This is a genomic window from Roseofilum acuticapitatum BLCC-M154 (genome assembly GCF_030068475.1).
GTDB lineage: Bacteria > Cyanobacteriota > Cyanobacteriia > Cyanobacteriales > Desertifilaceae > Roseofilum > Roseofilum acuticapitatum.
The window spans coordinates 1-22,824 of sequence record NZ_JAQOSP010000100.1 but is presented as its reverse complement, the minus strand read 5'-3'; the positions used below and the strand labels follow the sequence as shown (position 1 = coordinate 22,824).

At 47.0% G+C, this 22,824-nt stretch carries 22 protein-coding genes; 12 read left to right on the top strand and 10 right to left on the bottom strand.

Annotation, left to right across the window (positions count from 1 at the left end):
• Nucleotides 1-45 precede the first annotated feature (45 nt).
• Nucleotides 46-1,227 (bottom strand): aldo/keto reductase, encoded by a 1,182-nt coding sequence (locus tag PMG71_RS14825; protein WP_283754479.1) that lies wholly within the window; start codon nt 1,225-1,227, stop codon nt 46-48.
• Nucleotides 1,228-1,498: 271 nt separating this feature from the next.
• Here PMG71_RS14825 and PMG71_RS14820 point away from each other — a divergent pair, with 271 nt between their 5' ends.
• Nucleotides 1,499-2,542, top strand: a complete 1,044-nt coding sequence (locus tag PMG71_RS14820) for a DUF2325 domain-containing protein (protein ID WP_283754478.1) — start codon at nt 1,499-1,501, stop codon at nt 2,540-2,542.
• 63 nt (nt 2,543-2,605) lie between these two features.
• Here PMG71_RS14820 and PMG71_RS14815 read toward each other — a convergent pair whose 3' ends face one another.
• Both PMG71_RS14815 and PMG71_RS14810 read right to left on the bottom strand, forming a co-directional pair.
• Nucleotides 2,606-2,941, bottom strand: coding sequence for a XisI protein (locus tag PMG71_RS14815; RefSeq protein ID WP_283754477.1), 336 nt, complete (start codon nt 2,939-2,941; stop codon nt 2,606-2,608).
• A complete protein-coding gene (locus tag PMG71_RS14810; protein ID WP_283754476.1) occupies nt 2,929-3,345 on the bottom strand; it encodes an element excision factor XisH family protein in 417 nt (138 codons plus the stop codon). Before PMG71_RS14810 ends, PMG71_RS14815 begins: the two co-directional genes overlap by 13 nt.
• Nucleotides 3,346-3,445: 100 nt before the next feature.
• Here PMG71_RS14810 and PMG71_RS14805 point away from each other — a divergent pair, with 100 nt between their 5' ends.
• Together PMG71_RS14805 and PMG71_RS14800 are read left to right on the top strand one after the other, a co-directional pair.
• Entirely contained in the window at nt 3,446-4,189 is a 744-nt protein-coding gene (locus PMG71_RS14805; RefSeq protein ID WP_283754475.1) for a Uma2 family endonuclease, read from the top strand.
• Nucleotides 4,190-4,513: 324 nt separating this feature from the next.
• Nucleotides 4,514-6,703 (top strand): WD40 repeat domain-containing protein, encoded by a 2,190-nt coding sequence (locus PMG71_RS14800; RefSeq protein ID WP_283754474.1) that lies wholly within the window; start codon nt 4,514-4,516, stop codon nt 6,701-6,703.
• A 76-nt stretch (nt 6,704-6,779) separates the two neighbouring features.
• Here the strand turns inward: PMG71_RS14800 and hpf are convergent, their stop codons facing one another.
• Complete coding sequence (hpf, locus tag PMG71_RS14795; protein WP_283754473.1) at nt 6,780-7,439, bottom strand: ribosome hibernation-promoting factor, HPF/YfiA family; 660 nt, start codon at nt 7,437-7,439, stop codon at nt 6,780-6,782.
• 224 nt (nt 7,440-7,663) lie between these two features.
• On the opposite strand from hpf, the gene lipB reads away from it, so the two are divergent.
• On the top strand, nt 7,664-8,341 hold the full coding sequence (gene lipB, locus PMG71_RS14790; RefSeq protein WP_283754472.1) for a lipoyl(octanoyl) transferase LipB: 678 nt from the start codon (nt 7,664-7,666) through the stop codon (nt 8,339-8,341).
• Nucleotides 8,342-8,401: 60 nt separating this feature from the next.
• Here lipB and PMG71_RS14785 read toward each other — a convergent pair whose 3' ends face one another.
• Together PMG71_RS14785 and cobS are read right to left on the bottom strand one after the other, a co-directional pair.
• The gene (locus PMG71_RS14785; protein ID WP_283754471.1) at nt 8,402-8,878 is read right to left on the bottom strand and encodes a single-stranded DNA-binding protein; all 477 of its coding nucleotides are present in this window, start codon (nt 8,876-8,878) and stop codon (nt 8,402-8,404) included.
• 64 nt (nt 8,879-8,942) lie between these two features.
• Nucleotides 8,943-9,701 (bottom strand): adenosylcobinamide-GDP ribazoletransferase, encoded by a 759-nt coding sequence (cobS, locus tag PMG71_RS14780; RefSeq protein ID WP_283754470.1) that lies wholly within the window; start codon nt 9,699-9,701, stop codon nt 8,943-8,945.
• A gap of 319 nt (nt 9,702-10,020) precedes the next feature.
• On the opposite strand from cobS, the gene PMG71_RS14775 reads away from it, so the two are divergent.
• Nucleotides 10,021-10,476, top strand: a complete 456-nt coding sequence (locus PMG71_RS14775) for a hypothetical protein (protein ID WP_283754469.1) — start codon at nt 10,021-10,023, stop codon at nt 10,474-10,476.
• A gap of 31 nt (nt 10,477-10,507) precedes the next feature.
• On the opposite strand, the gene PMG71_RS14770 is transcribed toward PMG71_RS14775, so the two are convergent.
• Together PMG71_RS14770 and PMG71_RS14765 are read right to left on the bottom strand one after the other, a co-directional pair.
• A complete protein-coding gene (locus PMG71_RS14770; RefSeq protein WP_283754468.1) occupies nt 10,508-11,629 on the bottom strand; it encodes a mechanosensitive ion channel family protein in 1,122 nt (373 codons plus the stop codon).
• A 9-nt stretch (nt 11,630-11,638) separates the two neighbouring features.
• Nucleotides 11,639-12,739 (bottom strand): mechanosensitive ion channel family protein, encoded by a 1,101-nt coding sequence (locus PMG71_RS14765; protein WP_283754467.1) that lies wholly within the window; start codon nt 12,737-12,739, stop codon nt 11,639-11,641.
• Nucleotides 12,740-12,887: 148 nt separating this feature from the next.
• Between PMG71_RS14765 and PMG71_RS14760 the strand changes: the two genes are divergently transcribed.
• From PMG71_RS14760 to PMG71_RS14750, 3 genes are all read left to right on the top strand, one after another.
• Entirely contained in the window at nt 12,888-13,841 is a 954-nt protein-coding gene (locus tag PMG71_RS14760) for a lysylphosphatidylglycerol synthase transmembrane domain-containing protein (RefSeq protein WP_283754466.1), read from the top strand.
• Nucleotides 13,842-13,860: 19 nt separating this feature from the next.
• Nucleotides 13,861-15,243, top strand: coding sequence for a tRNA uridine-5-carboxymethylaminomethyl(34) synthesis GTPase MnmE (mnmE, locus tag PMG71_RS14755; protein WP_283754465.1), 1,383 nt, complete (start codon nt 13,861-13,863; stop codon nt 15,241-15,243).
• A 129-nt stretch (nt 15,244-15,372) separates the two neighbouring features.
• Nucleotides 15,373-15,531 (top strand): hypothetical protein, encoded by a 159-nt coding sequence (locus tag PMG71_RS14750; RefSeq protein ID WP_283754464.1) that lies wholly within the window; start codon nt 15,373-15,375, stop codon nt 15,529-15,531.
• Between the two features lie 55 nt (nt 15,532-15,586).
• On the opposite strand, the gene psaC is transcribed toward PMG71_RS14750, so the two are convergent.
• The gene (gene psaC / locus PMG71_RS14745) at nt 15,587-15,832 is read right to left on the bottom strand and encodes a photosystem I iron-sulfur center protein PsaC (RefSeq protein ID WP_012307203.1); all 246 of its coding nucleotides are present in this window, start codon (nt 15,830-15,832) and stop codon (nt 15,587-15,589) included.
• Nucleotides 15,833-16,292: 460 nt separating this feature from the next.
• On the opposite strand from psaC, the gene glmU reads away from it, so the two are divergent.
• Complete coding sequence (gene glmU, locus PMG71_RS14740) at nt 16,293-17,648, top strand: bifunctional UDP-N-acetylglucosamine diphosphorylase/glucosamine-1-phosphate N-acetyltransferase GlmU (protein WP_283754463.1); 1,356 nt, start codon at nt 16,293-16,295, stop codon at nt 17,646-17,648.
• Nucleotides 17,649-17,786: 138 nt separating this feature from the next.
• Here the strand turns inward: glmU and hemW are convergent, their stop codons facing one another.
• Nucleotides 17,787-19,019 carry a radical SAM family heme chaperone HemW gene (gene hemW, locus PMG71_RS14735; protein ID WP_283754462.1) on the bottom strand — a complete coding sequence of 411 codons (1,233 nt, stop codon included), beginning with the start codon at nt 19,017-19,019 and terminating at the stop codon, nt 17,787-17,789.
• Nucleotides 19,020-19,190: 171 nt separating this feature from the next.
• Here hemW and PMG71_RS14730 point away from each other — a divergent pair, with 171 nt between their 5' ends.
• The 3 genes from PMG71_RS14730 to lnt all read left to right on the top strand — a co-directional run bounded on the left by PMG71_RS14730 (nt 19,191) and on the right by lnt (nt 22,660).
• Complete coding sequence (locus PMG71_RS14730) at nt 19,191-20,270, top strand: PIN/TRAM domain-containing protein (protein ID WP_283754461.1); 1,080 nt, start codon at nt 19,191-19,193, stop codon at nt 20,268-20,270.
• A gap of 123 nt (nt 20,271-20,393) precedes the next feature.
• Nucleotides 20,394-21,110, top strand: coding sequence for a Uma2 family endonuclease (locus tag PMG71_RS14725; protein ID WP_283754460.1), 717 nt, complete (start codon nt 20,394-20,396; stop codon nt 21,108-21,110).
• Nucleotides 21,110-22,660, top strand: a complete 1,551-nt coding sequence (gene lnt / locus PMG71_RS14720) for an apolipoprotein N-acyltransferase (RefSeq protein ID WP_283754459.1) — start codon at nt 21,110-21,112, stop codon at nt 22,658-22,660. The genes PMG71_RS14725 and lnt overlap by 1 nt, the downstream gene beginning before the upstream one ends.
• The last annotated feature ends 164 nt before the right edge of the window (nt 22,661-22,824 follow it).

Sequence of the window (22,824 nt, the reverse complement as noted above, 5' to 3'; positions counted from 1 at the left end):
ACAATCTCACACCCATCTCAGAGATCATTTTTAATTTTTCATAACTCAGGACTGGGATAGGCGCTTAACCTCTTGCCCACCGAGCAGTTGGTCGGCTTCTCGGAGGAGGTTAGGAATAATCTCAGCGTGGGGACTATTGGCTAAACAGGGAGCGAAGTCAACGGAGTCTAGATGATTGGCTTTATTGCCGGGAAACCAGTGGCTGCCATTGCCGAGGAGGTTATAGCGCATTTTGCCATACTCGACTAAATCGTAGGCTAGGGCAAGATTCCTTAGCCAGAGAATAATGGGAATGTTGATGTTATTGGGAGTTTCTTCGGGAGTAGGCAAGCCAATATGCCAAGTTTTGTACCAATTTTCTCCTAAAGTGGCGATCGCCGCCTCCTCTAAACGATGGAGAATAGGCGGTAACACTTCATCGGCCCGATCTAACAGGGGCAAAACCTTCAGATGCTCCTCAAAATCACTCGGACGGGCTGCCCCTAAGCTCAGGGTATGGACTTGGGGATGACTGAGACAAAACAGGTCATTAAAAACCATGGGACTCAGGGGAGCGCAGAGATCCACCAGTTTTTGCGGCGGTTTGTAGAGTTGTCCCCCTTTGTCGGAGGGACTGATGATAAACACCCCCACATCGTGCTTTTGAGCCGCTTGAATGGCGGGCCAGTTGGTTTGATTAATGTAGTACCAATGGAGGTTTACATAGTCAAATTGACCGGTTTCAATGGCTTGGGTAATAACATCGGTGGGGCCGTGGGTAGAGAAGCCAATGAAGCGAATTCTGCCCTGTTTTTGGTATTCGCGGGCCACATCTAAACAGCCCCCAGGACGCAGGGTTTGGTGGATAATTTCTGGGGTATTAATCCCGTGAATGCCTAGCAGATCAATGGTATCGAGTTGCAAGTTCTCTAAGGAAATCTCTAGCTTGTGGCGAAACTCTTCGGGATCTGGCTTGGGAGAAACTTTCGTTTGCACAATGAGGCGATCGCGGGGCAGTTTGGGTAAAACCTGGCCCAATTGTAACTCCGATGTGCCATAGCCTCTGGCCGTTTCCACATGAGTAATTCCCACCTCGATAGCACGACGGATGGTTGCGTCTAGATTTTGCTGATTCTCTGCTGGAATCTCAGATAGGGGCTTATCTTGCCACTTATATTGATAGCGCATCCCTCCACAGGAGAAGACAGGCATGGGCAGATCCGTTCTGCCAAATCGTCGATACTGCATGATTGATGGGGTTGATCGGATTCAGGGGGTCTGGGAAAATAGGGCGATCGCCCTCATCGTGAACCACAGTTCACTTTTTCATTTTCCAATTTTACCGACTCCCCAGTCATCCTACCACCGATCCCCAAAAGACATAAAGAGTTAAGACCAACTTACAAGTCTGACCACAATAAACGATAAGATCAACCTAATGTCCCTGTGCGATCGTCACGGCAGAGGTTGGATAGATCCAGGGCAGAACCCAGTAACGTTTACTTATCTTCAGTTCATCATGAATATGGATATCTCAGAACTCGATCATTTAGAGAACTCAGTTCAAGACTTACTATCAGCCGCCAAACTTGAACTCGAAGCCACCCGTTTAGAACAACAACGGGATGAACAAGTCAAAGCTGCTGTTGCCGAAATTGAAAAACGACTTAAACCTTTATTAGCGGATGTCGAAAAAATTCTCTCTGACTTCGATCATCTCAGTTTAGGAGATAGTGTTACCCGACAAAAGTTAGAAGAAAAAGCTGCCGATTTGCGCCAACAACTTGAAGAAGCCCCGGTTTTAGCGGCCCAAGTTGCCGATCGCCAACTGATTCTCAATGAAGAACGGTTACTCGATGAACAATTAGCCGATCAAACCTATCGCTGGCGGCAAGAATTGAAAGCCGATTTACTCGATATGATTGCTGAACAAGAAGACTTTTATAGTGCCACCGATGCCGCCGTTGCTATTCGGCCCTATATTCAAGACCTCAAAGCCATTCAAGGCTTAGATGAAGTGATTGAAGCCCTGATTCATCAAATTAATTTATATAGCAAAGAAGGGCCGGTTGCTCGCTTGCGAGGCAGCCATGAACAAACCCTAAATTTTATCTATGATAAAGCGATGGAAAATAGAGCCAGGGTTGAATTACCTCGCAATGTTCAGCCCAGAACTCGCCATCGGGTATCGGAAAAACAACCCAATCCCTATATGCTTTTGGAGGGAAAAGTTGTTGTATTTGGAGGTCATGATAAATTAGCAACTGCCGTCAAAAATCGCTTGCGAGCATCTAAGGTGGACTTAAATTGGTGTACGGCTCAAGATGGACTGCAAATGGCTCAACAAATGGAAAGTCATATCGCCAGTGCTGATTTAGTTTTAATTATTACCGGTTATGCCAGCCATGCTCTGACAGAAAAAGCTATGCAAGCGGCTCAAAATTCAGCCATTACCCCAGAAATGATTAATACCACAGGGATGACCAAGGTTTTGGAAAGAATTGAGATTGCTTTAAAATCCAAACTTTTAGCCCGTCGCTTAAATAATTCTACTCGATCTTAAGTGATGGATAATGGGTAATGGGTTCTCTTTGCATTGGCAGTGTTTTCCTATTGCCCATTTTCCTTAATTCACTGCATAACGGGTAAATTTGCGCTTAAATTCTGAATGAAATCCAATCACAATATCGGTAGGAGGAACACCCATTTCTACTAACCGTTCGGCTACGGAGTCTTCAGTCCCATTATATTGAATCCAAATTTTGCCATTCTCAATATCAAAATGCATCACCGGGCCAAACACTCGTTTATTCCCCCGCCAACCGACATAATTGAGTTGATAATGGTCATGTTCACTGTCAAAAATAAGCTGGGCTTTTAGGGTTTCTGTAGTGGGAGAAATTTCGGCATGTTCGCTCAAAATTTGCTTGACAAATTGGCGATATTGTTCTAGTTTATCCATTCCACAGTTTCCTCCAAGTTGGGATCGTAAATGATTAACTTGAGTTGGTAACGTTTGAGAGCGCGTTGAATGAACGCAAGCTGGAAAAAATCCTTATAGGTTTCATGGGGAATAGCTAGATACAGCATCCGTTCTGGTTCTTGTTCTTCGAGTGCTTGGGAATAGTTCAGGTATTGTCCCAATGCGGTATGAAAGGCACTGACATCTGAATCGCCAATAAAACTTTTAATTTCTACGGCAATTTTTTCCGATTCTCGCTCGGCGGCGATCGCCCCTTCAGCCCCTAAGTCAATTTGCAATTTTACCACTTCACTAATGGCGATCGGGAAAGGATCGTGGGTAATTGTCCACCCCTCTTTGGTTAAAGCAGTTTTAACTTGTTCATGGAAAGCATCTTTAGCCATTGGGTACAGCAGTTTTGGCGGATTACGAAATTTATACCACCAGACTGTAGCTCGCCACAAGATCGGGTGATAAAATCAAGAGAAACTCCTCATCAACGTTATGCAACTTGAATACCATCCTAGAGATTACTACCCCTCGGCGGCGGATTTACCTGACTCAGATGAGACTCCTGTGGATAACGAACTGCAAGATTTAATTCCCACTCTCCTCAAAGCCATGCTCGCTTCGATTTGGTCGGAGCGCATGGATTGGTTTTTTGGCGTGGATATGGGAGTTTACACTGATCCCAACCAACCCGCCATTGTCCCCGATGGTTTTTTGAGTATGGGTGTCCCTAGAATCATTGGTGAGGGTTTACGCTTATCTTATGTTCTCTGGGAAGAGCAACAAGTACCGACTTTAGTGTTAGAGGTGGTTTCGCAAACGAGAAGAGGAGAATATAGCCAGAAAAAACAACAGTACGAACAACTGGGAGTTCTCTACTATGTCATCTATAATCCCTTGCGGACACAACAACCCAGATTAGAAGTTCATCAACTTAAGGGAGGTGAATATCAATTATTATCAGGGGAACCAGTATGGTTGCCGGAACTGAGTTTAGGCATAGGTAGAGAGCGAGGGACGTATCAAGGGATAGAGAGAGAATGGCTGTATTGGTATGATGAGCAGGGACAGCGTTATCTGACTCCAGAGGAAAGAGCGGAAAGTGCCGAACTAGAGCTAGATATCGAACGCCAGGAAAGGGAGCGCCAACAACAAAGAGGCGATCGCGCCGAATCCGATTTACAACAGCTACGGGAGAAACTCCGACAACTCAATATCGATCCCGATTCTCTCTTGTAGTTTCCTAACAGCAATTCCTTACTCTCACTCAATCTTCTCGATTTTATGAGACAGCACTTTGCTTGCTTAATGAGGCGCAGCAGGAAAAGATCCCCCCTAACCCCCCTTTTTAAGGGGGGAATAAGAAAGTCCCCCTTCTTAATTGAATATCTTTGGATAGCTCGATCAGTCCATCAACTTAAAAAGGGGGGAATAAGAAAGTCCCCCTTTTTAAGGGGGATTTAGGGGGATCAAAATGTTTCTGGAAAGAGCGCAACGTACTATATCCCCATTCAACCCTTTCACAAGAAGGACTACACTAGATCCAGGAATGGGGATCTTGCCATGTCGAACAACAAGCCAACTGTGGACAACCGCCATTGGACGGAAATGGCTGAATCTGTGTCTATTGTCGCCTCGGTGGTGGGGGCTGGGTTTGCTGTGCTTCTGGAAAAAGTGGTGTTTGTTGCCACTCCGATGTCTTTGTCTCTGTTTCTCAATCTGATTAACCGTCAACGTCTGGCTGCACAGTATCAGCAAGATAGACAAACGGATCTGCCGCAACTGCAAGCTACCCTTTCTGAAGAGATTTCTGAAGAGATCGAATCCTTACGCGCAGTTGTCCTTGCTCTAGGGAGTGAAATCAACCCTCGACAGTGGGAACAAGGACTGAGTAGAGTTGAAGCAAATTTAACTGACCGTTTATCGGTTTTGGAAACCCTAGATTTTAAGAGTATGGAAGAAGAATTAGCTCAACTTCGCAATCAGTCCAATTATGTGCTGGAATCTTTAGCCCAGATTCTCCAACGACTCGATCGCCTCCCCACTGAAGAACGACTACAATCTTTAGAATCCCAGTTAACGGAAGTTTCTGGGGAAGTCAAAACCCTCAAGCAAGATGTAGAGGGCGATCTAGCTGAATTGCGCGGTCAATATAGCCGACTGCAAGAGCATCTGGATCAAAGTTTTAACGACGTTCAGCAGAGTCTCACCACCTGGAAAGAAGCCGTACAAGGGCAAATCGATCGCCTGGATCTGAGCCAATTAAACACCGCATCGAGCCAACTGGAAAACCTGGAAACCACTTTAGAACACCTCGGTTCCCAATCAACAGAGCTACTCAACTCCATTGTCAAAGTCAATGAACAGTTACAATCCTTACCCGTTCCCCAAACGTCTGGGGATGTTATTCCCCAATTAACCCAACTGCAAGCTCAACTCGAACAACTCTCAGCCGAAATTCAGCATTTACCCACCGAAACCCCCCAACATAACGCCACAGACTCAGCCGCACTTTCCCAACTGCAAAGCCAACTCAACCAACAAACGGAGTTACTGATCCAGTTGCAAAACCGACTGGAGAAAGCCCCCCAACCCCCAACACTCGACTCCGAAACACCGGTTTCTGACGTAAAAAGCTTTACCGAACGTGCCGAAAAATGGGTGAATCGGATTAAACAGGGGTTTGATGACTTTCAATCTCAGATGGACTTTGAACCGGATCTCAGTCGTGATGATGAATGGGGGGATGAGGATGAGTGGGATACCCCTAATCAAACGCCAATGCCTGCACAACCCGCGACTCCTAAAGCTCCATTTCCAGTAGTATCACAGCCCCAATCCGTCAAAAGTAAAACGGGTTGGCAATGCGTGAAAACCCTTACCCAATCGAGCGCCGTGACTTGTTTATCCCTCAGTTCCGATGGGAGTCGGCTGGTGAGTGGGGGCTATGAGGAAATGAACAGCGTAGATTTAAGCACCTATGAAATGACGCGGTTATCTTTAGATTCCGAGGATTTATCCGTCAGTTCTGTGGCTCTGAGTCGAGATGGGAAAACCCTAGCAGCAGCTACCGGAGAGATTGAAATTTGGAATGTAACGACGGGCAAAATGCTGCAAGAATTGGAATGCGAAGATTGGACAACGGTGGTTGCTATTAGTGCGGATGGTCAAACCCTGGTGAGCGCGGGTTCGGAACCCTTAGAAGAGAAGAGTTCCCTGAGATTTTGGGATTTTGCTCATGGGGAGTTGCTCCGCACCAATTATTATGTGGATTATGAGATTGATTCGTTAGGGTTTAGCCGAGATGGGGATGTTTTGGCGATCGCCGGCCGGAACGATCATCGCGGTCTCATCCAAGTTTGGCAAGTGGGAGCCGATAGCCCCCAAATGACCCTCGAAGTCACCATGGCCCTGTATAGCGTTGCTCTGACACCAGATGCCCAAATGTTAGCGGGCGGATGTGGCGATCGCACCATTAAACTGTGGAATTGTAGCACGAGGGGATTAGTGCGAACCTTTTCCGGCCATCAAGGCATTGTCTACACCGTTGGACTCAACCCCGACGGACAAATGCTAGTCAGTGGCAGTCATGACCAGAGCATCAAACTCTGGAGACTCGAAACCGGTGAAGAAATCGACACCTTAGTAGGTCATCAAGGCCCCGTTACTGCTGTTGCCTTCAGTCCCGATGGGAAAACCTTAATCAGTGGTTCCCAAGACATGACGGTTAAAATCTGGCAACAAACCGGTTAACGGCAACCGGGATGGCATTTGAGGCATGTAGTCTCTTCTGCCATCGGGCCGTTCTAAGGCAAACATGAATCCCATGTTAAGCATTCGAGCTTACGGTTGCATTCCCTTGAGCCGTTGAACCATTGCGACCATGGGTATGGCCGTTACCATTGCGGGGCATGAGAACTCCATATCCCCCATGGTTGCGCTCATAGATCACATTGATTTCTCCCGTATCCGCATTTCTGAACATAAAGAAATCATGGCCCACCAATTGCAACTGTTCGAGGGCTTCTTCCACCGTCATCGGAGGCATGGCAAAATACTTAGTTCTCACCACATCTGCCGGTAATTCCGGAGTACCATTAGCAATTAAATTGCTGATCCCTTCCGTATCCTCCACCAGGTCTTCTACCAGTTCAGGAGGCTCAACTGCCGTCTTTGTTTTGTGTTTATTATTTTGGCGTTTCTCCTTATACTTACGCAGCCTTCGAGCAATCTTGTCTGCCACCAAATCAATACTGGCGTAAAGATCTTCACTGCTCTCCTCCGACCGAATGACCGTTCCATTGGCATAAATCGTCACTTCAGCCGTCTGCTTGGGGTTTATCCGGGGATTACGAGCTACCGAAAGATTGACATCAACCTCTGTTGTCAGACTCTCAAAATGACTGACAGCCTTTTCAACTTTTTGATTAACATAGTCACGAATTGCATCTGTTATTTCAATGTTTTTTCCCTGGATAACAAGCTTCATATAAGCTTCCTCCCATTAAACGAATTTCCCTAGGGTGGTCTTAACTCTTAGTGTACAGCTAAGAGTGACTTCCCATCGGGGCTATACGTTTACCCTAACATTTTGTATTCTGCTGAACACAACCATTAAAAATCTGTTGCATCCCTTGACAATTCTTGATGTTTTAACCGGGTCTTTTTCTAAACTTATGTTAAAATTAACCAACTTTTGATAGGAATGGGGAGATGAATGGATCGCCTATTGCTACTCGGTGCTGTCAGGTTTGGCAACGGGGAGTTGTGCCCTATCAAACGGCTTGGGAATGGCAACAGGAATGGGTTGCCCAACGGCGCGAGAATCCGGATCTAGAGGATCTGCTGCTGTTGCTCGAACATCCTCCCGTCTATACTCTGGGACGAGGAGCCACGTTAGATTTTCTCAAATTCGATCCGCAGCATCCTCCCGCCCAACTCCATCGCGTGGAGCGGGGAGGAGAAGTCACCTATCACTGTCCCGGTCAATTGGTGGGCTATCCAATTTTGAATTTAAACTATTATCAACGGGATCTGCATTGGTATCTGCGCCAATTGGAGACGGTTTTGATTGAAACGCTTAGAGGGTATGGCTTAAAAGCCGATCGCCTCCCCGGTTTAACTGGTGTTTGGCTCAACGGCTATAAAGTGGGGGCGATCGGCATTAAAGTCAGCCGTTGGATTACCATGCATGGCTTCTCGCTCAATGTCAACCCCGATCTGGAAGGATTTAAGGCGATCATTCCTTGTGGAATTGGCGATCGCCCCGTGGGAAGTCTAGAGCAATTTATCCCCAGTATTTCTGTGGCTGATATCCGCCAAACCCTACCCCAGGTCTTTGCCCAAGTCTTTCAGGTTTCTTTGGTAGAGGGTGGGGGAAGGGGGGGATAGGGAGATGGGGAGATGGGGAAATAGCCTTTTGCCTATTGCCTATTCCCCATTTTCCATTCCCTAAAAGGGAATTTCATCTTCTTCCAAGGGTTGAATGTCCGCAGGGGATGGCGCAACCGGGGCGGGAGTTGGCAGGGGACGCGGAGCGGCTGGAGCAGAAGGAGTAATGGGTGTGACGTTATTCGGTATGCTGGCCGTTGCTGCTACTGCCGCTAAGGGTTGAGTGGCAACCGGTTCGCCATCAACATTATAAATCCGGGAAACCACTAACTCTGCCCGTTTTTCCTTAAATCCTTCTGGGCGATCGAATGTATTCATTCTCAGACTACCCTGAAGGATCACCCGATCGCCTTGATGATAGCCTTGGGCAATTTCCGTCGCTAAATTTCCCCATCCCACCACCTTCAAGGTATGGGGTGGATCTTCTGCCTTGGTTGCGGCGAACTGGACTAACATCTCCGTCACTGCCGTTTCATCGGGGGTATAGCGCAGTTGAGGATCTTGGACAATTTGGGCCATTAAAATACAACTATTCATCTAACTTGAAGAAAAATTCATCATCAGCCTAATTGTAGCGAATGTCCGTGCCCATGGGGATGGGCTAGGATGACTCAATTAAAATCGCCCAAACCAAGCCCCATGCTTCTGTCCACTCGACGACTGCGCCATAGGTATCTCCGGTATGGCCTCCCAGTTGGCGATTAAACCACCATCCAGTTCCCCAGGCGATCGCCCCCCATCCCAATGTTAAGCTGAGAATCTGTATACCTTGTTGGGCATTGAGCGCCCATTGCACAGCACTGAAAGTAATTAGCATCAACACAGTGGGTAAAACATCTTGATAGGATTGAATCGCCGCTTTATGAAAGGCTCCTTTTCCCGTCGGTTTTAGATAGGGATAGCGCCAAATGGCCATCAGTTGTCCCGCTCTTGCCCATGCGGGAATGGCCAGCACGATCCACAGATGGTGTGGCTCTAAGGAACTCAATGTAGCCGTTTTGAGCAATAAAATCAGGATGCCAGACATGACTCCAAATGCACCCGTAACGCTATCGCTCATCACCTGCAAACGGCGATCGCCATCCGTAACACTTAAACCATCAGCCGTATCCATCGCCCCATCTAAGTGTAATCCCCCAGTGATACCAACCCACAGGGCAACGATTACGGAACTGCGAGTTAAATTCGGCATTCCTACGACCCATAATCCCCAATTCATCACGGCTAATATTGCCCCGATCAGCAGTCCTACCCAAGCCGCCAACCGTGCAATTCCTGAAAACTCTAGGGGCCAAGAGCCAGGTATAGGTATACGGGTGTAAAAGGCGATCGCCCCCCAGAAATTCCAGATGCATTTCATTGCCACTCCCCCCATACTCTATGTTAATCTGCAAATAGACATCTACTCTGTTTTCTGAGTCGTTTATCTGAATCTTCCCTTTCTTTAGGGTGAATTTGAATCAGAAACACTGCGACTGGATTACTTCCATTTTACTTGCGCGATCGATACCTATAATTCGATCTAAAAATCCGTAGAATCTGGCAAGTATCCGCCAAAGACTTAGGATAGAATTGTCTCATAGGCTACTTTAATAGGCCATTCTATCTTAGGGTGCAGTCTTGGGATGTCACATCGTCAGTAGTCTTGTCGTCCTCTTTTGAAATTAGAGAGTTTTCCCATGAATTACGATCAATTGCCTGGCAATACACGGTTACCTGCTCCTTGCATTCTCAACAGAGGCATTATTGTGAATCCACAGGATATTCAGAAAGTGATTGGGGATCTCCACCGTGTCCGTTATGTTGAACTGTTGGATAGCCAAACCCAAGCTACTGGAGAAGCCTACATTCAAGAAGTCTTTGCCGACCCCCTCAGATCGACGATCTTGGCGAATCATACCCTATATTTGAATATTGAAAGCTTTGATTATTTACAACTTCAGCAATCTGAAGACCAAGAAACCTATTTTGATTTAGTTCAAGAAAACCGTGTTCTACGATTAATTCCCCTCTCCAACCCTCTGCAAAATCAACCGGTTAACTCGATTAATACGGCTGCCCTAGAAGTGATGATGGCAGAAGTATTAGCCGCTAATTTAGATGTACAAATGGATGATGATGACCCCTTATCTTGAAATTAAGATTCTTGTTTGAGTTACAAAAATTTTAGATCGTGACTGGAGATTCTACATAAATATTCGGTTCTTGCAAGGTAAATTCAATTCCAAATTCCATGAGTTTTTTGGTCACTTTCTGATTGGCGAGTTCAAGTAAGCGTTTTCTCAATTGGATAGAATTCTCATTGGAACCGAGAATGAAAAAAGTCACTCTCGCTCTGGTATTCTGGTGAGATTCTTCATCATTGAGCAGAACAATACTGGTGCTTCCCGGATCGATACCAAATAGAGCATCTGTACTTTCTTTCACCACTTGTTGCACCAAAGCTTGTTCTCGCTCTTCCAGATAGCGATTAAAATCCAAGTACAGTAAGACCATGACTTTTTTGCCTCTGGTTACATTTTCAATCCCCAGGTTAGCTAAAGTATTGTTGGGCATAATAAATAATGTGCTTTTAGCAGCCATTCTAATTTTGGTAGACCTTAATCCAATCGATTCCACACGCCCATATAAACCGTCTGGTAAGCGAATATATTCCCCTGCGATAAAGGGGCGGTCTAAATATAAAACAATGGTTCCTAAGAGTTGTTCTAAGGTGCTTTTAGCCGCAAACGCCACTGCGGTAGCGCCAATGGAAACTCCAGCGAGTAAAGCAGTTAGTGGGATTTTTTGGCTTTGGGCAAAGGCAACAACGGCAAAGAAACCGATTAAAACATTGACGACGGTTTCAATAATTAAGATAAAATCATCGACTTCTATCCCTAACTTGCGGACGATAGAAATCCCATAAATACGGACAAGTTGGCGGAAAAGACGGGAAAAAAGCCAGGCTAAACTAATGGTTAGTCCTAGGGTAATAAAGGGTTGGGTGAATTGATAGAGTCCGGGGTTATGGTTGAGCCATCCGAGGGACAAATAAATTAAAATGAAACTGCCTGCTACGCGAAATTCTTTTTTGAGGGGTTCTACAAAGTCTTCATACAGACGGTTGACTTGTCCAGAACCGGAAAAGCTACGGTTAATGACAAAGCGAACAAAGTTAGGGGTGGCTTTGCTGATGAGGATCGATCCTAAGACAAATACGAGAAAAACTAGGGGATAGGGAATCCGATATTGATCGAGTAAATTTAGGGTGGAATCGGTGAATTGAGTCCAGGTGGAAAAGTTCATAGGGATACTTTAGACGGTAATGGGAGAGTCAACATAAATATTGGGTTCTTCAATATCAAACTTAATGCCATACTCCTTGAGCTTGAGGCTAATATTTTGGCGGGCGCGATCGATCATTTGTCGGCGAATTTCCATGGAAGCTTTGCCGGAACCGAGGATAAATAGAGTGATTTGGGCTTCGGTTTTGGGTTGATTTTCGACGGTTTTTAGGGTTCTAAAGGTGACGTTGGTACTGCGGGGATTAATGCCGAAAATGTCTTGGGTACTAGCAAGAATGACTTCGCGAATGAGGGCTTGTTCTTGTTCTTCGATGATGCGATAAAAGGTGAGATAGAGTAAAGACATCACCTTTTTGGCTCCGGTGAAGTTTTCAATGTTGACTTGAGTCAGGGAGTTGTTGGGAACAATCATGAGAGTTCCTTTGCCAGAGGTGCGAATTTTGGTCGATCGCAGTCCAATGGATTCGACTCTGCCAAATGTGCCATCGGGTAAGCCGATATAATCATCGACGACAAAGGGGCGATCGAGATAAAGCACGATACCGCCTAAGAACTGGCTGAGGGTGTTTTGAGCGGCAAAGGCGATCGCCAATCCACCCACTCCTAAACTCGCTAAGAGTCCGATCACATTGACTTGATGGGTTTGGGCAAACAGGAGAATCGCTAGAATAACGATCGCAGTATTCACCGTCCATTTGCTCACAATCAGTAGCTCGCTATTGACTTTGCGTCCGCTCTGAAAGGCAGCATCAATCAGATAGACATCAAAGAATTGTTGAAAAATGCGCGACGCTAGAACAGTTAGAGTGATGGTGAAACTTAAACTGAGCAGTCTTTCTCCCCAAGGATGGAGAAAACCTGGCCCCCATAGGATTACCATGAAATCGACTAGGGCTAATAGGAGAACAATGCGGATCAATCCCTTGAATGGACTGACCACTTTTTCCAGAACTGTCGCCGCTTGATTCGGTATTACGGATAAGATCGCCCTTAAAATGACTCCAGGAAGGGCACGTAAGCCTAGAATGATGGAGGCGATCGCCAAGCTAAATAAGGCAATGCTCCACCACTCGATGGGAACAGTTGCCAGCTCAGAAGCAGTATTTTCCATAGGGAAATGGGTGAAAAATGGATCGGATAGTACCAGGGTTATTATATCGGGTTGCAGTCAGAAGAGGAATCATCCCCCAGGAAGAGATGCGATCGCATTAAAGCCCTTAAACCCGGTCAAGTCCTCAAACTAGAGCCAACTCCTTAAAATGAAACGATTTATTTCTATTTTTGTCAGCGTTGTTATCCTCTTCATTATTTATTCTAAAATTGACTTTCAGGGCTTGATTCAAGTCTTCCAAAACTGCGATCGCCTCTGGATGGTGACTAGCCTTGCCATGCTGATTCCCATCACCTTAGTCACCTCTTGGCGACTGCAACAACTGATGCCATCGGGAAAGAGCCTCGGCTTTCTTGAAGCCAATCGTCTGATTTTAGAGTCGAGTATCCTCAATCTGGTATTGCCTTCCAAAATGGGAGACATTGCCAAAGCCTACTTTATGAAAGATCGAGGACATTTAAGGGGTACACTCTCCCTCTCCCTAGTCGTCTTTGAAAAAGCCTGCGACATGCTCTCCTTGCTCCTATGGTGTGCCTTTGGTTTGATCCTTTATCCTCAAAAAGATGCCTTTTTTTGGGCCATGACGATGGCGATCGCCCTAGGATTGGTTTTAGGATTGCTGCTGCTCGGCTCTAAACCCTTTGCGGGCTTCTTTTTTACAGTCATGATGAAAATCGTTCCTCGGAAAATGAAAACCAAGCTACAAACCCTACAAGACTCTTGGGGCGAAATGCATGACTATTTTTGGCAAGACAAGAAACAACTTCTGCTCACTACTGCCACCTCGATCTTTCTTTGGTTTTTACATCTGTTGCAGATTTGGTTATTTATCCTCACCTTAAATGCTTGGGTTCCGTTTTGGATCAATTTAGCCCTATCCCCCCTCGCCATTTTAGCCGGATTACTACCCCTCACCTTTGCGGGCATTGGCACTCGTGATGCTGCTTTGATTTTTTTCTATCAATCCTATTTTGATGGAGCAACTGGGGCGGCACTAGGATTGCTCTGTACTTCCCGCTATGTCTTGCCAGCACTCATTGGTTTACCCCTCCTAGGACAAATGATGGCAGCAGTGCAAAATGTAAAAAAGACTGGCTCTTGAGAGGGGAAAGACTGACAAGATGTTGAATTCGTTTGCACCCAAAGATACGATCGCCGCGATCGCCACTGCCATTGTTCCCCAAGCGGGCAGTGTGGGCATTGTGCGACTATCGGGAGCCGAAGCTTTGCAGATCGCCCAATTGCTGTTTGAAGCGCCCGGAAATCAGCCCTGGGAGAGCCATCGCATCCTTTATGGCTATATCTGCGATCCGCAAACAGGGGCAACGGTGGATGAGGCTCTGCTGATGATTATGAAAGCGCCCCGCTCCTACACCCGTGAGGATGTGGTGGAATTTCACTGTCATGGGGGGATCATGGTGGTGCAACAGGTGCTAACCCTCTGTTTAGAGCAGGGCGCTCGACTGGCACAACCGGGAGAGTTTACCCTAAGAGCATTTCTGAATGGACGGATTGATTTAACCCAAGCGGAAAGTATCTCCGATCTGGTGGGGGCGCGATCGCCTCAAGCCGCAGAATTAGCCCTAGCGGGAATTCAGGGTAAGTTAGCTTCTCCTATTCGCCATCTGCGTAAAACTTGTGTGGAGCTATTGGCGGAAATTGAAGCGAGAATTGATTTTGAGGACGATCTGCCCCCTCTGGATGAGCCGAAAATTATCACCGAAATTAATCAGGTTTTAGAGCAATTAAACAGCATTTTAGCCACTGCCAATCAGGGGGAATTGCTCCGCAGTGGCTTAAAAGTGGCGATCGTCGGTCGTCCGAATGTGGGAAAATCGAGCTTACTGAATGCTTGGAGTCAGAGCGATCGCGCCATTGTTACCGATCTACCGGGAACCACCCGTGATATTGTCGAAACCCAGCTCGTGGTGCGCGGGGTTCCCATCCAAGTTTTGGATACCGCAGGTATTCGGGATACCGGCGATCGCGTGGAAAAAATTGGTGTCGAGCGATCGCGCCAAGCCACGCAAAAAGCCGATCTGATCCTGTTTACCCTCGATGCGGCTGCCGGATGGACTGCCGAAGATCGCGCCATTTACGAGCAACTGCCCCCGGAAAAAGTGATTCTGATCCTCAATAAAATTGACTTAGTGGGCGAGTTGCCCTCTGGTTTACCGGGGGATATTGTGGCGATCGTCAAAACAGCAGCCGCCCATAAACAAGGGATTGAAGCCCTAGAAGAAGCCATTCTCAGCGCCGTCAATGGGGGCAACCTACAAGCGGCGAATCTCGATATTGCCATTAACCAACGGCAAACCGCCGCCCTCACCCGCGCCCAAGTTTCCCTAGAGCAAGTACAAGCCACCATTGCCGAACAACTCCCCCTCGACTTCTGGACTATTGACTTACGGGGAGCCATTCAAGCCTTGGGCGAAGTGACGGGAGAAGAAGTCACCGAATCCGTACTCGATCGCATCTTTAGCCGCTTTTGTATTGGGAAATAAGGTTGAGGGAGAAACCTGCGTAGACCAGAAACCCGGTTTCTCGAAGAAACCGGGTTTCTTAGACCCTGCGAAGAACAGAAGCTGGAATTTGGAGAACGTTACCCTCTCACTTAAAATGGAGGCTCTAGAATGGAAAGGAGTACCATCCAGGGAGAAAATAAGCTAGTGACTGTGTTTAATCCCGATCGCATACCCACAGCGATCAATCTACCCATAGACGAAATAGTAGACTTTTGCGATCCAGAGTTTTCGACTTACCAAAAAGGGGAGTTTCGCAACTCCCCCTGAAGGTTGACCCCAGGTTCAGGGTGAACCCAAGGTAATGGCAATGGTGAACCCGCTTTTAGTAAGCGAGACCCATGCTGCGGGTGGTTTCCGCACCTAGGTAAACCCGGATACTTAAAAAGTCAGTCGGACAAGCGGTTTCACAGCGCTTGCAACCCACACAGTCTTCTGTGCGAGGAGAAGAAGCAATCTGTCCGGCTTTGCATCCATCCCAAGGAACCATTTCTAGTACATCTAAGGGACAAGCACGCACACACTGGGTGCAACCAATGCAGGTATCGTAGATTTTTACTGAATGAGACATTGAATAAGAACTCCCAACAACAGTTTGATAGTGATATGCTCTCACACTTATCGACAAACGATAAGGTGTAGGGGGTTGAGTGGGTTCTAGAGGACTCTAGAGACTCAACCGAGTCATTGAGAACGGAATGCTTGAACCGCTCTATGGTTTGACCCATTTAAGTTAGTCCAGCGTTATACCGGATCAAAGCTTAGTTTAGCGCAGGGGTTCAACTCAAATAAACAAAAGGATGAGAAACTTTAAACAACTTGACAATTGCCGATCGCCGAAAACGCCAGAAAAATCTCCCAATCTCCTGTTCACACTAGCATAGAGCCTTACCTGTCTATTAAAGCTGAACAGGGATGGCGATCGCCCTTCACCCTAAAATTAGGGATATGGGGATCAAAATTTGGCCCCAACAGTCAAATTTTGGGGATAAACCGCGATATACTCCTGTCGGTAGTGTGGTTGATTAGTCATGGTAGCAGTAGCAATCTTAGCCGCAGGACGGGGCACTCGCATGAAGTCGGAGTTGCCCAAAGTCTTACATCCCCTAGGAGGACGGTCTTTAGTTCAACGGGTACTTGAGAGTTGTCACCTGATTTCCCCCGTGCGTCAGTTTGTGATTGTCGGATATCGGGGGGATCGAGTTCAGGAAGCTCTTACCGGTGTTCCTGAATTGGAGTTTGTTACCCAAAGTGAACAGTTAGGTACGGGTCATGCGGTTCAGCAGATTTTACCCCATTTAGAAGGGTTTGACGGCGATTTAGTGGTACTCAATGGGGATGTGCCCCTATTACGACCGGAAACGATTCGTAATTTGCTGGAAACCCATCAAACCGAAGGCAATGGAGCGACGATTTTAACGGCTCAACATCCCCATCCTCAAGGCTATGGGCGCGTGTTTTCTGATAGTGATAATTTGCTGCAACAAATTGTGGAAGACCGGGATTGTACAACGGCCCAACGGCAAAATCGGCGGATTAATGCGGGGGTCTATTGTTTCAATTGGCCGCAACTGGCCCAGGTTTTACCTCAGTTAAAGTCAGAAAATGACCAGCAGGAATATTATTTAACGGATGCGGTGAATTATTTAGACCGGGTGATGATTGTGGATGTGGAGGATTATCAGGAGATTTTAGGGATTAATGACCGCAAACAGTTGGCTACGGCCCATCAGATTCTCCAAGACCGGATTAAGGAGGAGTGGATGAAGGCGGGGGTGACGTTGATCGATCCCGATAGTATTACGATTGATGATACGGTACGGATTGCTTCGGATGTGCTGATTGAACCGCAAACCCATATTCGTGGCAATACGACGATTGGGACGGGTTGTCGGATTGGGCCGGGGAGTTTGATTGAGAATAGTGAGATTGGGGAGCAGGTGACGGTTCTCTATTCGGTGATTAGTGATAGTGTGGTGAACTCGAATACGAGAATTGGCCCCTATGCCCATTTGCGAGGCCATGCTGAGATTGGAGCGGGTTGTCGGGTGGGCAATTTTGTGGAGATTAAGAAGTCCCAAGTGGGCGATCGCACCAATGTTGCCCATTTATCCTATATTGGAGATGCCGAACTCGGTCAACAGGTGAATGTGGGCGCAGGTACGATTACGGCGAATTATGATGGCTATCAGAAGCATAAGACGGTTATTGGCGATCGCACGAAAACTGGCTCCAATAGTGTCTTAGTTGCTCCCATTACCATCGGTGAAGATGTCACCATTGGAGCCGGATCGGTAGTGACTAAAGATGTGCAAAATGATGCCTTGGTCGTCGCCCGCGCTCCCCAGAAAGTGCGTCCCGGATGGCGACCGAAAGGGGTTTCTTAGGATGGGGAGATGGGGAGATGGGGAGATGGGGAGATGGGGAGATGGGGAGATGGGGAGATGGGGAGATGGGGAGATGGGGGGATCTCCTATTACTCATTACTCAAAACTCATTACTCAAAACTCATTACTCAAAACTCATTACTCATTACTCAACACTTGGAACATCTCGGCTAAAACTGTGTTAGAAAAGAGGAAGCCTTCTGGATCGCTTAGACAGATCTGACCCGTTGAGGGTAGGGGTTGTCCAGGAAGCCAAGGTTGTCCATTCAGGGTGTAGAGGTTAATCCATCCTTGTTGATAGTAGGGATACCAACTGGGACTCAACTGTTGCAAGGGCGGATAACCAAATCGATCGGTTAAGGTCTTTAAAGATAGACCTTCTGCAAGCCGAAGACCGAGCATGAGAGTTTCTAGAAACTGTTCGGTGTCCGAGAGTGGAGGAGTGTCTATCACTCCCCCATCTTGCAGCCATTGATAGTAGGTTTGGCGAGTGCGCGGTCGGGTAAATCGGATACCATCAATATAGCTGGCGGCTCCCATTCCCCAACCATAGTAGGGTTGATTGTGCCAATAGACGCGGTTATGGCGACAGTAATATCCAGGACGTGCATAGTTAGAAATTTCGTAGTGATCGTAACCTGCTTCTCGGAGAATTTGCGAGGTTAAGCGATAGAATTGGGCGCTGGTTTCATCGGTGGGAAGGGTCAGTTTTCCGGATTCGTAGCGTCTTTCAAAGACGGTCATCGGTTCAATAATTAGGTCATAGACGGAGAGGTGGGGCGGGGAAATTGCGAGGGCGGCTTGTAGTGTTTGTTGCCATTGCTCTGGGGTTTGTTCGGGTAAACCGGAAATTAGGTCGATGCTGAAGTTATCGACTTGTGCTTGATGGATAAGATCGATCGCCTGATAAATTTCGGTGCTAGTATGCGATCGCCCACAGAGTTTCAAGATCCGGTCATCAAAGGATTGTACCCCTAAACTGATCCGATTGACTCCCAGAGCTAAAAATCCTTGTAACTTCTCTCGATCGAAGGTTCCGGGGTCAATTTCCATGGAGATTTCCGCGCTAGAAGTGACCCCAAACTGGCGATCCAAAGTAGTTAAGAGCTGCTCCAGTTGACTGACACTGAGTAAGGATGGGGTTCCTCCACCAAAAAAGACCGTCTCTAGGGATACACCGTGACGGGGAGTCTGTTGAATTTCAGCGATCAAGACCTCGATATAGTGGGAAATGGCTGGGGAAGAGTCTCCCCAACGGCGATCGCCGACTACAGAAATGGCAAAATCACAGTAGAAGCAGCGACGACGACAGAAGGGAATATGAAGATAAGCTGAACGAGGAATTGCCAAAGATGGTTGTTGATGCTCCATGAAACCTCTTACCCCGATGCTCTTTGCTCTTTTTAATGATGTCTAGAATGAATCGATGGGGTTGTCTGACAATCTCTTATAATATAGGTTATCTCTATCCTTTATGAGTATGAGTTTAGGTGGTCTCTGGAGACCCCTAAATATTGATCCATTCCCAATCAGGTCAAACTTATGATTGACGCAATTATTATCATATCCTTTATCCTAGCAGGAATCGGTATCGGTTTCTACGGCATTGAATTGCTGCCCACTCCCGTGTTAGACCAAGTGAGTAATCAAGATGGTCTGCGATCGGTCACGGCCGGGTTTTCTGCCCTGATTATGGGCGCTGTGGGGCTATTTGTGCAAACCTACTATCGGCGCTTAGAGAGCTTTATGCGACAAATGCCTGTAGAAGTCCTGCTCACCCGTTCCATTGGTTTAGTCGTTGGGTTATTAGTGGCTAACCTGATGTTAGCGCCCCTATTCCTCCTACCCATTCCCCAAGAATTCGGCTTTATTAAACCCTTAGTTGCTGTCTTAGGGAGTATCCTGTTTGCGTTCTCCGGAATTTCCCTGGCTGATACCCATGGCCGGTCATTTTTGCGACTGATTAATCCCCATAGTATGGAAAGCTTACTGCTTTCTGAGGGAACTTTAAAACCTGCTACCACTAAAATTTTGGATACCAGTTGTATTATCGATGGTCGATTGGAAGAACTCCTAAGTACCAAGTTTATTGAAGGGCAACTGTTAGTTCCTCAATTTGTCTTACAAGAGTTGCAACTGGTGGCGGATGCGGGTAACGATCAAAAGCGGATTCGCGGCCGTCGGGGCTTAGAAATTCTCAACCGTATTCGGGAAGCTTATCCAGACAAAATTGCTATCCATCCAGCCGATTATGAAGATATTTCTACGGTGGATGCTAAGTTAGTCCATTTAGCTCAAGAAATTAATGGCACATTGCTAACCAATGATTACAACCTGAACCAGGTTGCTAGTCTACAGCAAGTTTCTGTTCTTAATATTAATGACCTAGCCCAAGCTATGCGTCCAGCCTATTTGCCGGGTGATGATCTGGACTTGAAAATTATTAAGCAGGGTCGGGAACCGGAACAAGGAGTAGGCTATTTGGATGATGGCACGATGGTGGTTGTGGAAGAAGGGGGGCAGTATATTGGGGTGGAATTGCGGGTGGTGGTGACGGGTGCGCTGCAAACTTCGGCAGGACGGATGATTTTTGCTCGTCCTCAAGCGACGGCGATCGCATAGGATGCGGATATCGGCTCTTTGTGTCTCTATTATTCCGATTTAGGCGATCGCCTTCTGCCGTTTTTTCCCTGATTTTCTTAGAATCAGGATAACTCTTTCCTAGCGTGCGCCCCTTCTCCGATCATGGTTTCAGTTCATCCCCAAATCGAGTATCCAGAAAGCGATGGTTTACCCTTGGCTGACAATACCCTTCAGTTTCGCTATATCACCACCATTCAAGGGGGGTTAGATGCTCTGTATTTAGATAACCCGGATGTATTTATCGCGGGTGACTTGTTGTGGTATCCGGTAGAAGGGGATAATGAAACTCGCATGGCTCCAGATGTAATGGTGGCATTTGGAAGACCAAAGGGCGATCGCCGCTCCTATAAACAATGGGAAGAAGGGGGTATTGCTCCCCAAGTCGTCTTTGAAATTGCCTCACGCAGCAACACGCTCAAGGAACTGGAAGAGAAGAAACTGAAGTTTTATAACCGTTATGGAGTCCAAGAGTATTATCTATTCGATCCAGAACGAGGAACGTTAAAAGGATGGATGGGACAGCAAGAGGATGAATTACTTCCTATTGCCTCGATGCAAAATTGGGTGAGTCCATTGTTAAAGGTACGCTTTCAGGTGACAGAAGTGGGTGAATTGGAGTTGTATACCCCTAGTGGGGAAAGGTTTGCGACTTATGTGGAGGCGATCGCCCAACTGAAACAGGAACGAGAACGCATTCAACAGTTAGAACAAGCTCAACGGAGAGCGATCGCCCCCCTAGCAGCCATGGGACTCGATGCTGAGGCGATCGCCAATATCCTATCCTTATCCCTAGAGACTGTGCAGAATTATCTCGATTAATGGCCCCCATTCAATCTCAACCCCATTTGGGTATCCGTGAGCAATTAGGAATCCTTGCCCTCTGTCTACTCGCCGGAGTGCTGATGGGAATAACCCCTGCTCCTGTCAACGCTTGGCCCCTAGCCTGGATTGCCCTCATCCCCCTCTGGGTGGTTATTCTTAGCTCCGACTCCTGGAAACGCACCCTCGGCTATGCTCTGGTTTGGGGCATCGGATTTCATGGAGTCGCCCTATTTTGGATGACTGGAATTCATCCCATGACCTGGTTAGGGGTTCCCTGGTTAGCGAGTTTGGCGATCGCCCTAGGGGTCTGGATTTTTATTACCCTCTGGGGCAGCGCTCTAGTTACCCTCTGGGCACTCCTATTGAGCCGTTTTACCCAGCACAAAAATAGCCTCTACAGAGTATTATTCGGAACCACCCTCTGGTGTCTCCTCGAAGGTCTTTGGAGCCGTTCCGATCTCTGGTGGAGTTCCCTGTCTTATACCCAAAGTCCATTTAATTTAGCCATTTTGCACTTAGGACAGCTTTCTGGCCCCACTACCATTACCGCTACTTTAGTCGCTGTTAACGGCTTAGTAGCTGAATTTATTTACGATTTCTTATATCATAAAACCCCAAAAAAGTCAACTCTAATTTGGGCATTTACCCTGCTCTTTTTTGCCCACACAACCGGTTATTTTCTCTGGCAGACATCCTCAGCCACAAAATCCGGAGAAACCTTCAAAGTTGGCATCATTCAAGGCAATATTCCCAATCGGATCAAATTCTATTCTCAGGGATGGCAAAACGCCTTAGCGGGCTATACCCAAGGATACCAAAAATTAGCCGCCCAAGGCGTTGATATCGTTCTCACCCCCGAAACCGCCTTACCCTTTCTCTGGACAAATCAAAACCAGGGTTATCCCCCTCTAATTCAAGCCATCCGGGAGTGGGGAACCCCGGTGTGGGTGGGTGCATTTGGGCAAAAGGGCGATCGCCTCACCAATAGCCTCTTTACCCTCAATCAAAACAGTGAAATCATCAGTCAATACGATAAAATTAAACTCGTTCCTTTAGGTGAATATATCCCCTTTGAATCCCTGCTAGGCCAACTCATCAACCGCCTCTCCCCCCTAGAAGCCACCCTAGCCAAAGGTTCCCCCGATCAAATCATGCAAACCCCCGTAGGACAAGCCATCGTCGGCATTTGTTATGATTCCGCATTTTCCCATATTTTCCGCCGCCAAACCGCCCAAGGAGGAGAATTCATCATCACCGCCTCTAATAATGCCCATTATACTGCCCCTATGCAATGGCAACATCACGCTCAAGACATTCTCCGAGCCATAGAGAGCGATCGCACCACCATTCGTGCCACCAACACCGGCTATTCCGCCATTGTCGAACATAACGGTAAAACCCGATGGATTTCCAATCGCAACACCTATGAAATTCATGCTGATATTATTGAGCGCCGAACCACCCAAACCTTATATATTCAATGGGGAGATTGGATCGCCCCCCTACTCTGTTTCCTCACCCTAATCAGTAGTAAAGTGCATTCATAATATACCCTACTGTCGTGACCGCACTAAAATAGGGCATTAGCGTAGGGTGGGTTAGGCGGCTAAAACCTAGACTGTGAAAGCAATCTATCAATCCGCCGTAATATCAAGTTCGCTTATTCATGTCCGCGAAGCGGAAATACCCTAATTAAAAATCCAGGGAGCAA

Excerpts from the sequence above, each read along its gene's own strand:
- PMG71_RS14825 (WP_283754479.1), bottom strand. The coding sequence starts at position 1,227 with ATGCAGTATCGACGATTTGGCAGAACGGATCTGCCCATGCCTGTCTTC.
- PMG71_RS14820 (WP_283754478.1), top strand. The coding sequence starts at position 1,499 with ATGAATATGGATATCTCAGAACTCGATCATTTAGAGAACTCAGTTCAA.
- PMG71_RS14815 (WP_283754477.1), bottom strand. The coding sequence starts at position 2,941 with ATGGATAAACTAGAACAATATCGCCAATTTGTCAAGCAAATTTTGAGC.
- PMG71_RS14810 (WP_283754476.1), bottom strand. The coding sequence starts at position 3,345 with ATGGCTAAAGATGCTTTCCATGAACAAGTTAAAACTGCTTTAACCAAA.
- PMG71_RS14805 (WP_283754475.1), top strand. The coding sequence starts at position 3,446 with ATGCAACTTGAATACCATCCTAGAGATTACTACCCCTCGGCGGCGGAT.
- PMG71_RS14800 (WP_283754474.1), top strand. The coding sequence starts at position 4,514 with ATGTCGAACAACAAGCCAACTGTGGACAACCGCCATTGGACGGAAATG.
- hpf (WP_283754473.1), bottom strand. The coding sequence starts at position 7,439 with ATGAAGCTTGTTATCCAGGGAAAAAACATTGAAATAACAGATGCAATT.
- lipB (WP_283754472.1), top strand. The coding sequence starts at position 7,664 with ATGAATGGATCGCCTATTGCTACTCGGTGCTGTCAGGTTTGGCAACGG.
- PMG71_RS14785 (WP_283754471.1), bottom strand. The coding sequence starts at position 8,878 with ATGAATAGTTGTATTTTAATGGCCCAAATTGTCCAAGATCCTCAACTG.
- cobS (WP_283754470.1), bottom strand. The coding sequence starts at position 9,701 with ATGAAATGCATCTGGAATTTCTGGGGGGCGATCGCCTTTTACACCCGT.
- PMG71_RS14775 (WP_283754469.1), top strand. The coding sequence starts at position 10,021 with ATGAATTACGATCAATTGCCTGGCAATACACGGTTACCTGCTCCTTGC.
- PMG71_RS14770 (WP_283754468.1), bottom strand. The coding sequence starts at position 11,629 with ATGAACTTTTCCACCTGGACTCAATTCACCGATTCCACCCTAAATTTA.
- PMG71_RS14765 (WP_283754467.1), bottom strand. The coding sequence starts at position 12,739 with ATGGAAAATACTGCTTCTGAGCTGGCAACTGTTCCCATCGAGTGGTGG.
- PMG71_RS14760 (WP_283754466.1), top strand. The coding sequence starts at position 12,888 with ATGAAACGATTTATTTCTATTTTTGTCAGCGTTGTTATCCTCTTCATT.
- mnmE (WP_283754465.1), top strand. The coding sequence starts at position 13,861 with ATGTTGAATTCGTTTGCACCCAAAGATACGATCGCCGCGATCGCCACT.
- PMG71_RS14750 (WP_283754464.1), top strand. The coding sequence starts at position 15,373 with ATGGAAAGGAGTACCATCCAGGGAGAAAATAAGCTAGTGACTGTGTTT.
- psaC (WP_012307203.1), bottom strand. The coding sequence starts at position 15,832 with ATGTCTCATTCAGTAAAAATCTACGATACCTGCATTGGTTGCACCCAG.
- glmU (WP_283754463.1), top strand. The coding sequence starts at position 16,293 with ATGGTAGCAGTAGCAATCTTAGCCGCAGGACGGGGCACTCGCATGAAG.
- hemW (WP_283754462.1), bottom strand. The coding sequence starts at position 19,019 with ATGGAGCATCAACAACCATCTTTGGCAATTCCTCGTTCAGCTTATCTT.
- PMG71_RS14730 (WP_283754461.1), top strand. The coding sequence starts at position 19,191 with ATGATTGACGCAATTATTATCATATCCTTTATCCTAGCAGGAATCGGT.
- PMG71_RS14725 (WP_283754460.1), top strand. The coding sequence starts at position 20,394 with ATGGTTTCAGTTCATCCCCAAATCGAGTATCCAGAAAGCGATGGTTTA.
- lnt (WP_283754459.1), top strand. The coding sequence starts at position 21,110 with ATGGCCCCCATTCAATCTCAACCCCATTTGGGTATCCGTGAGCAATTA.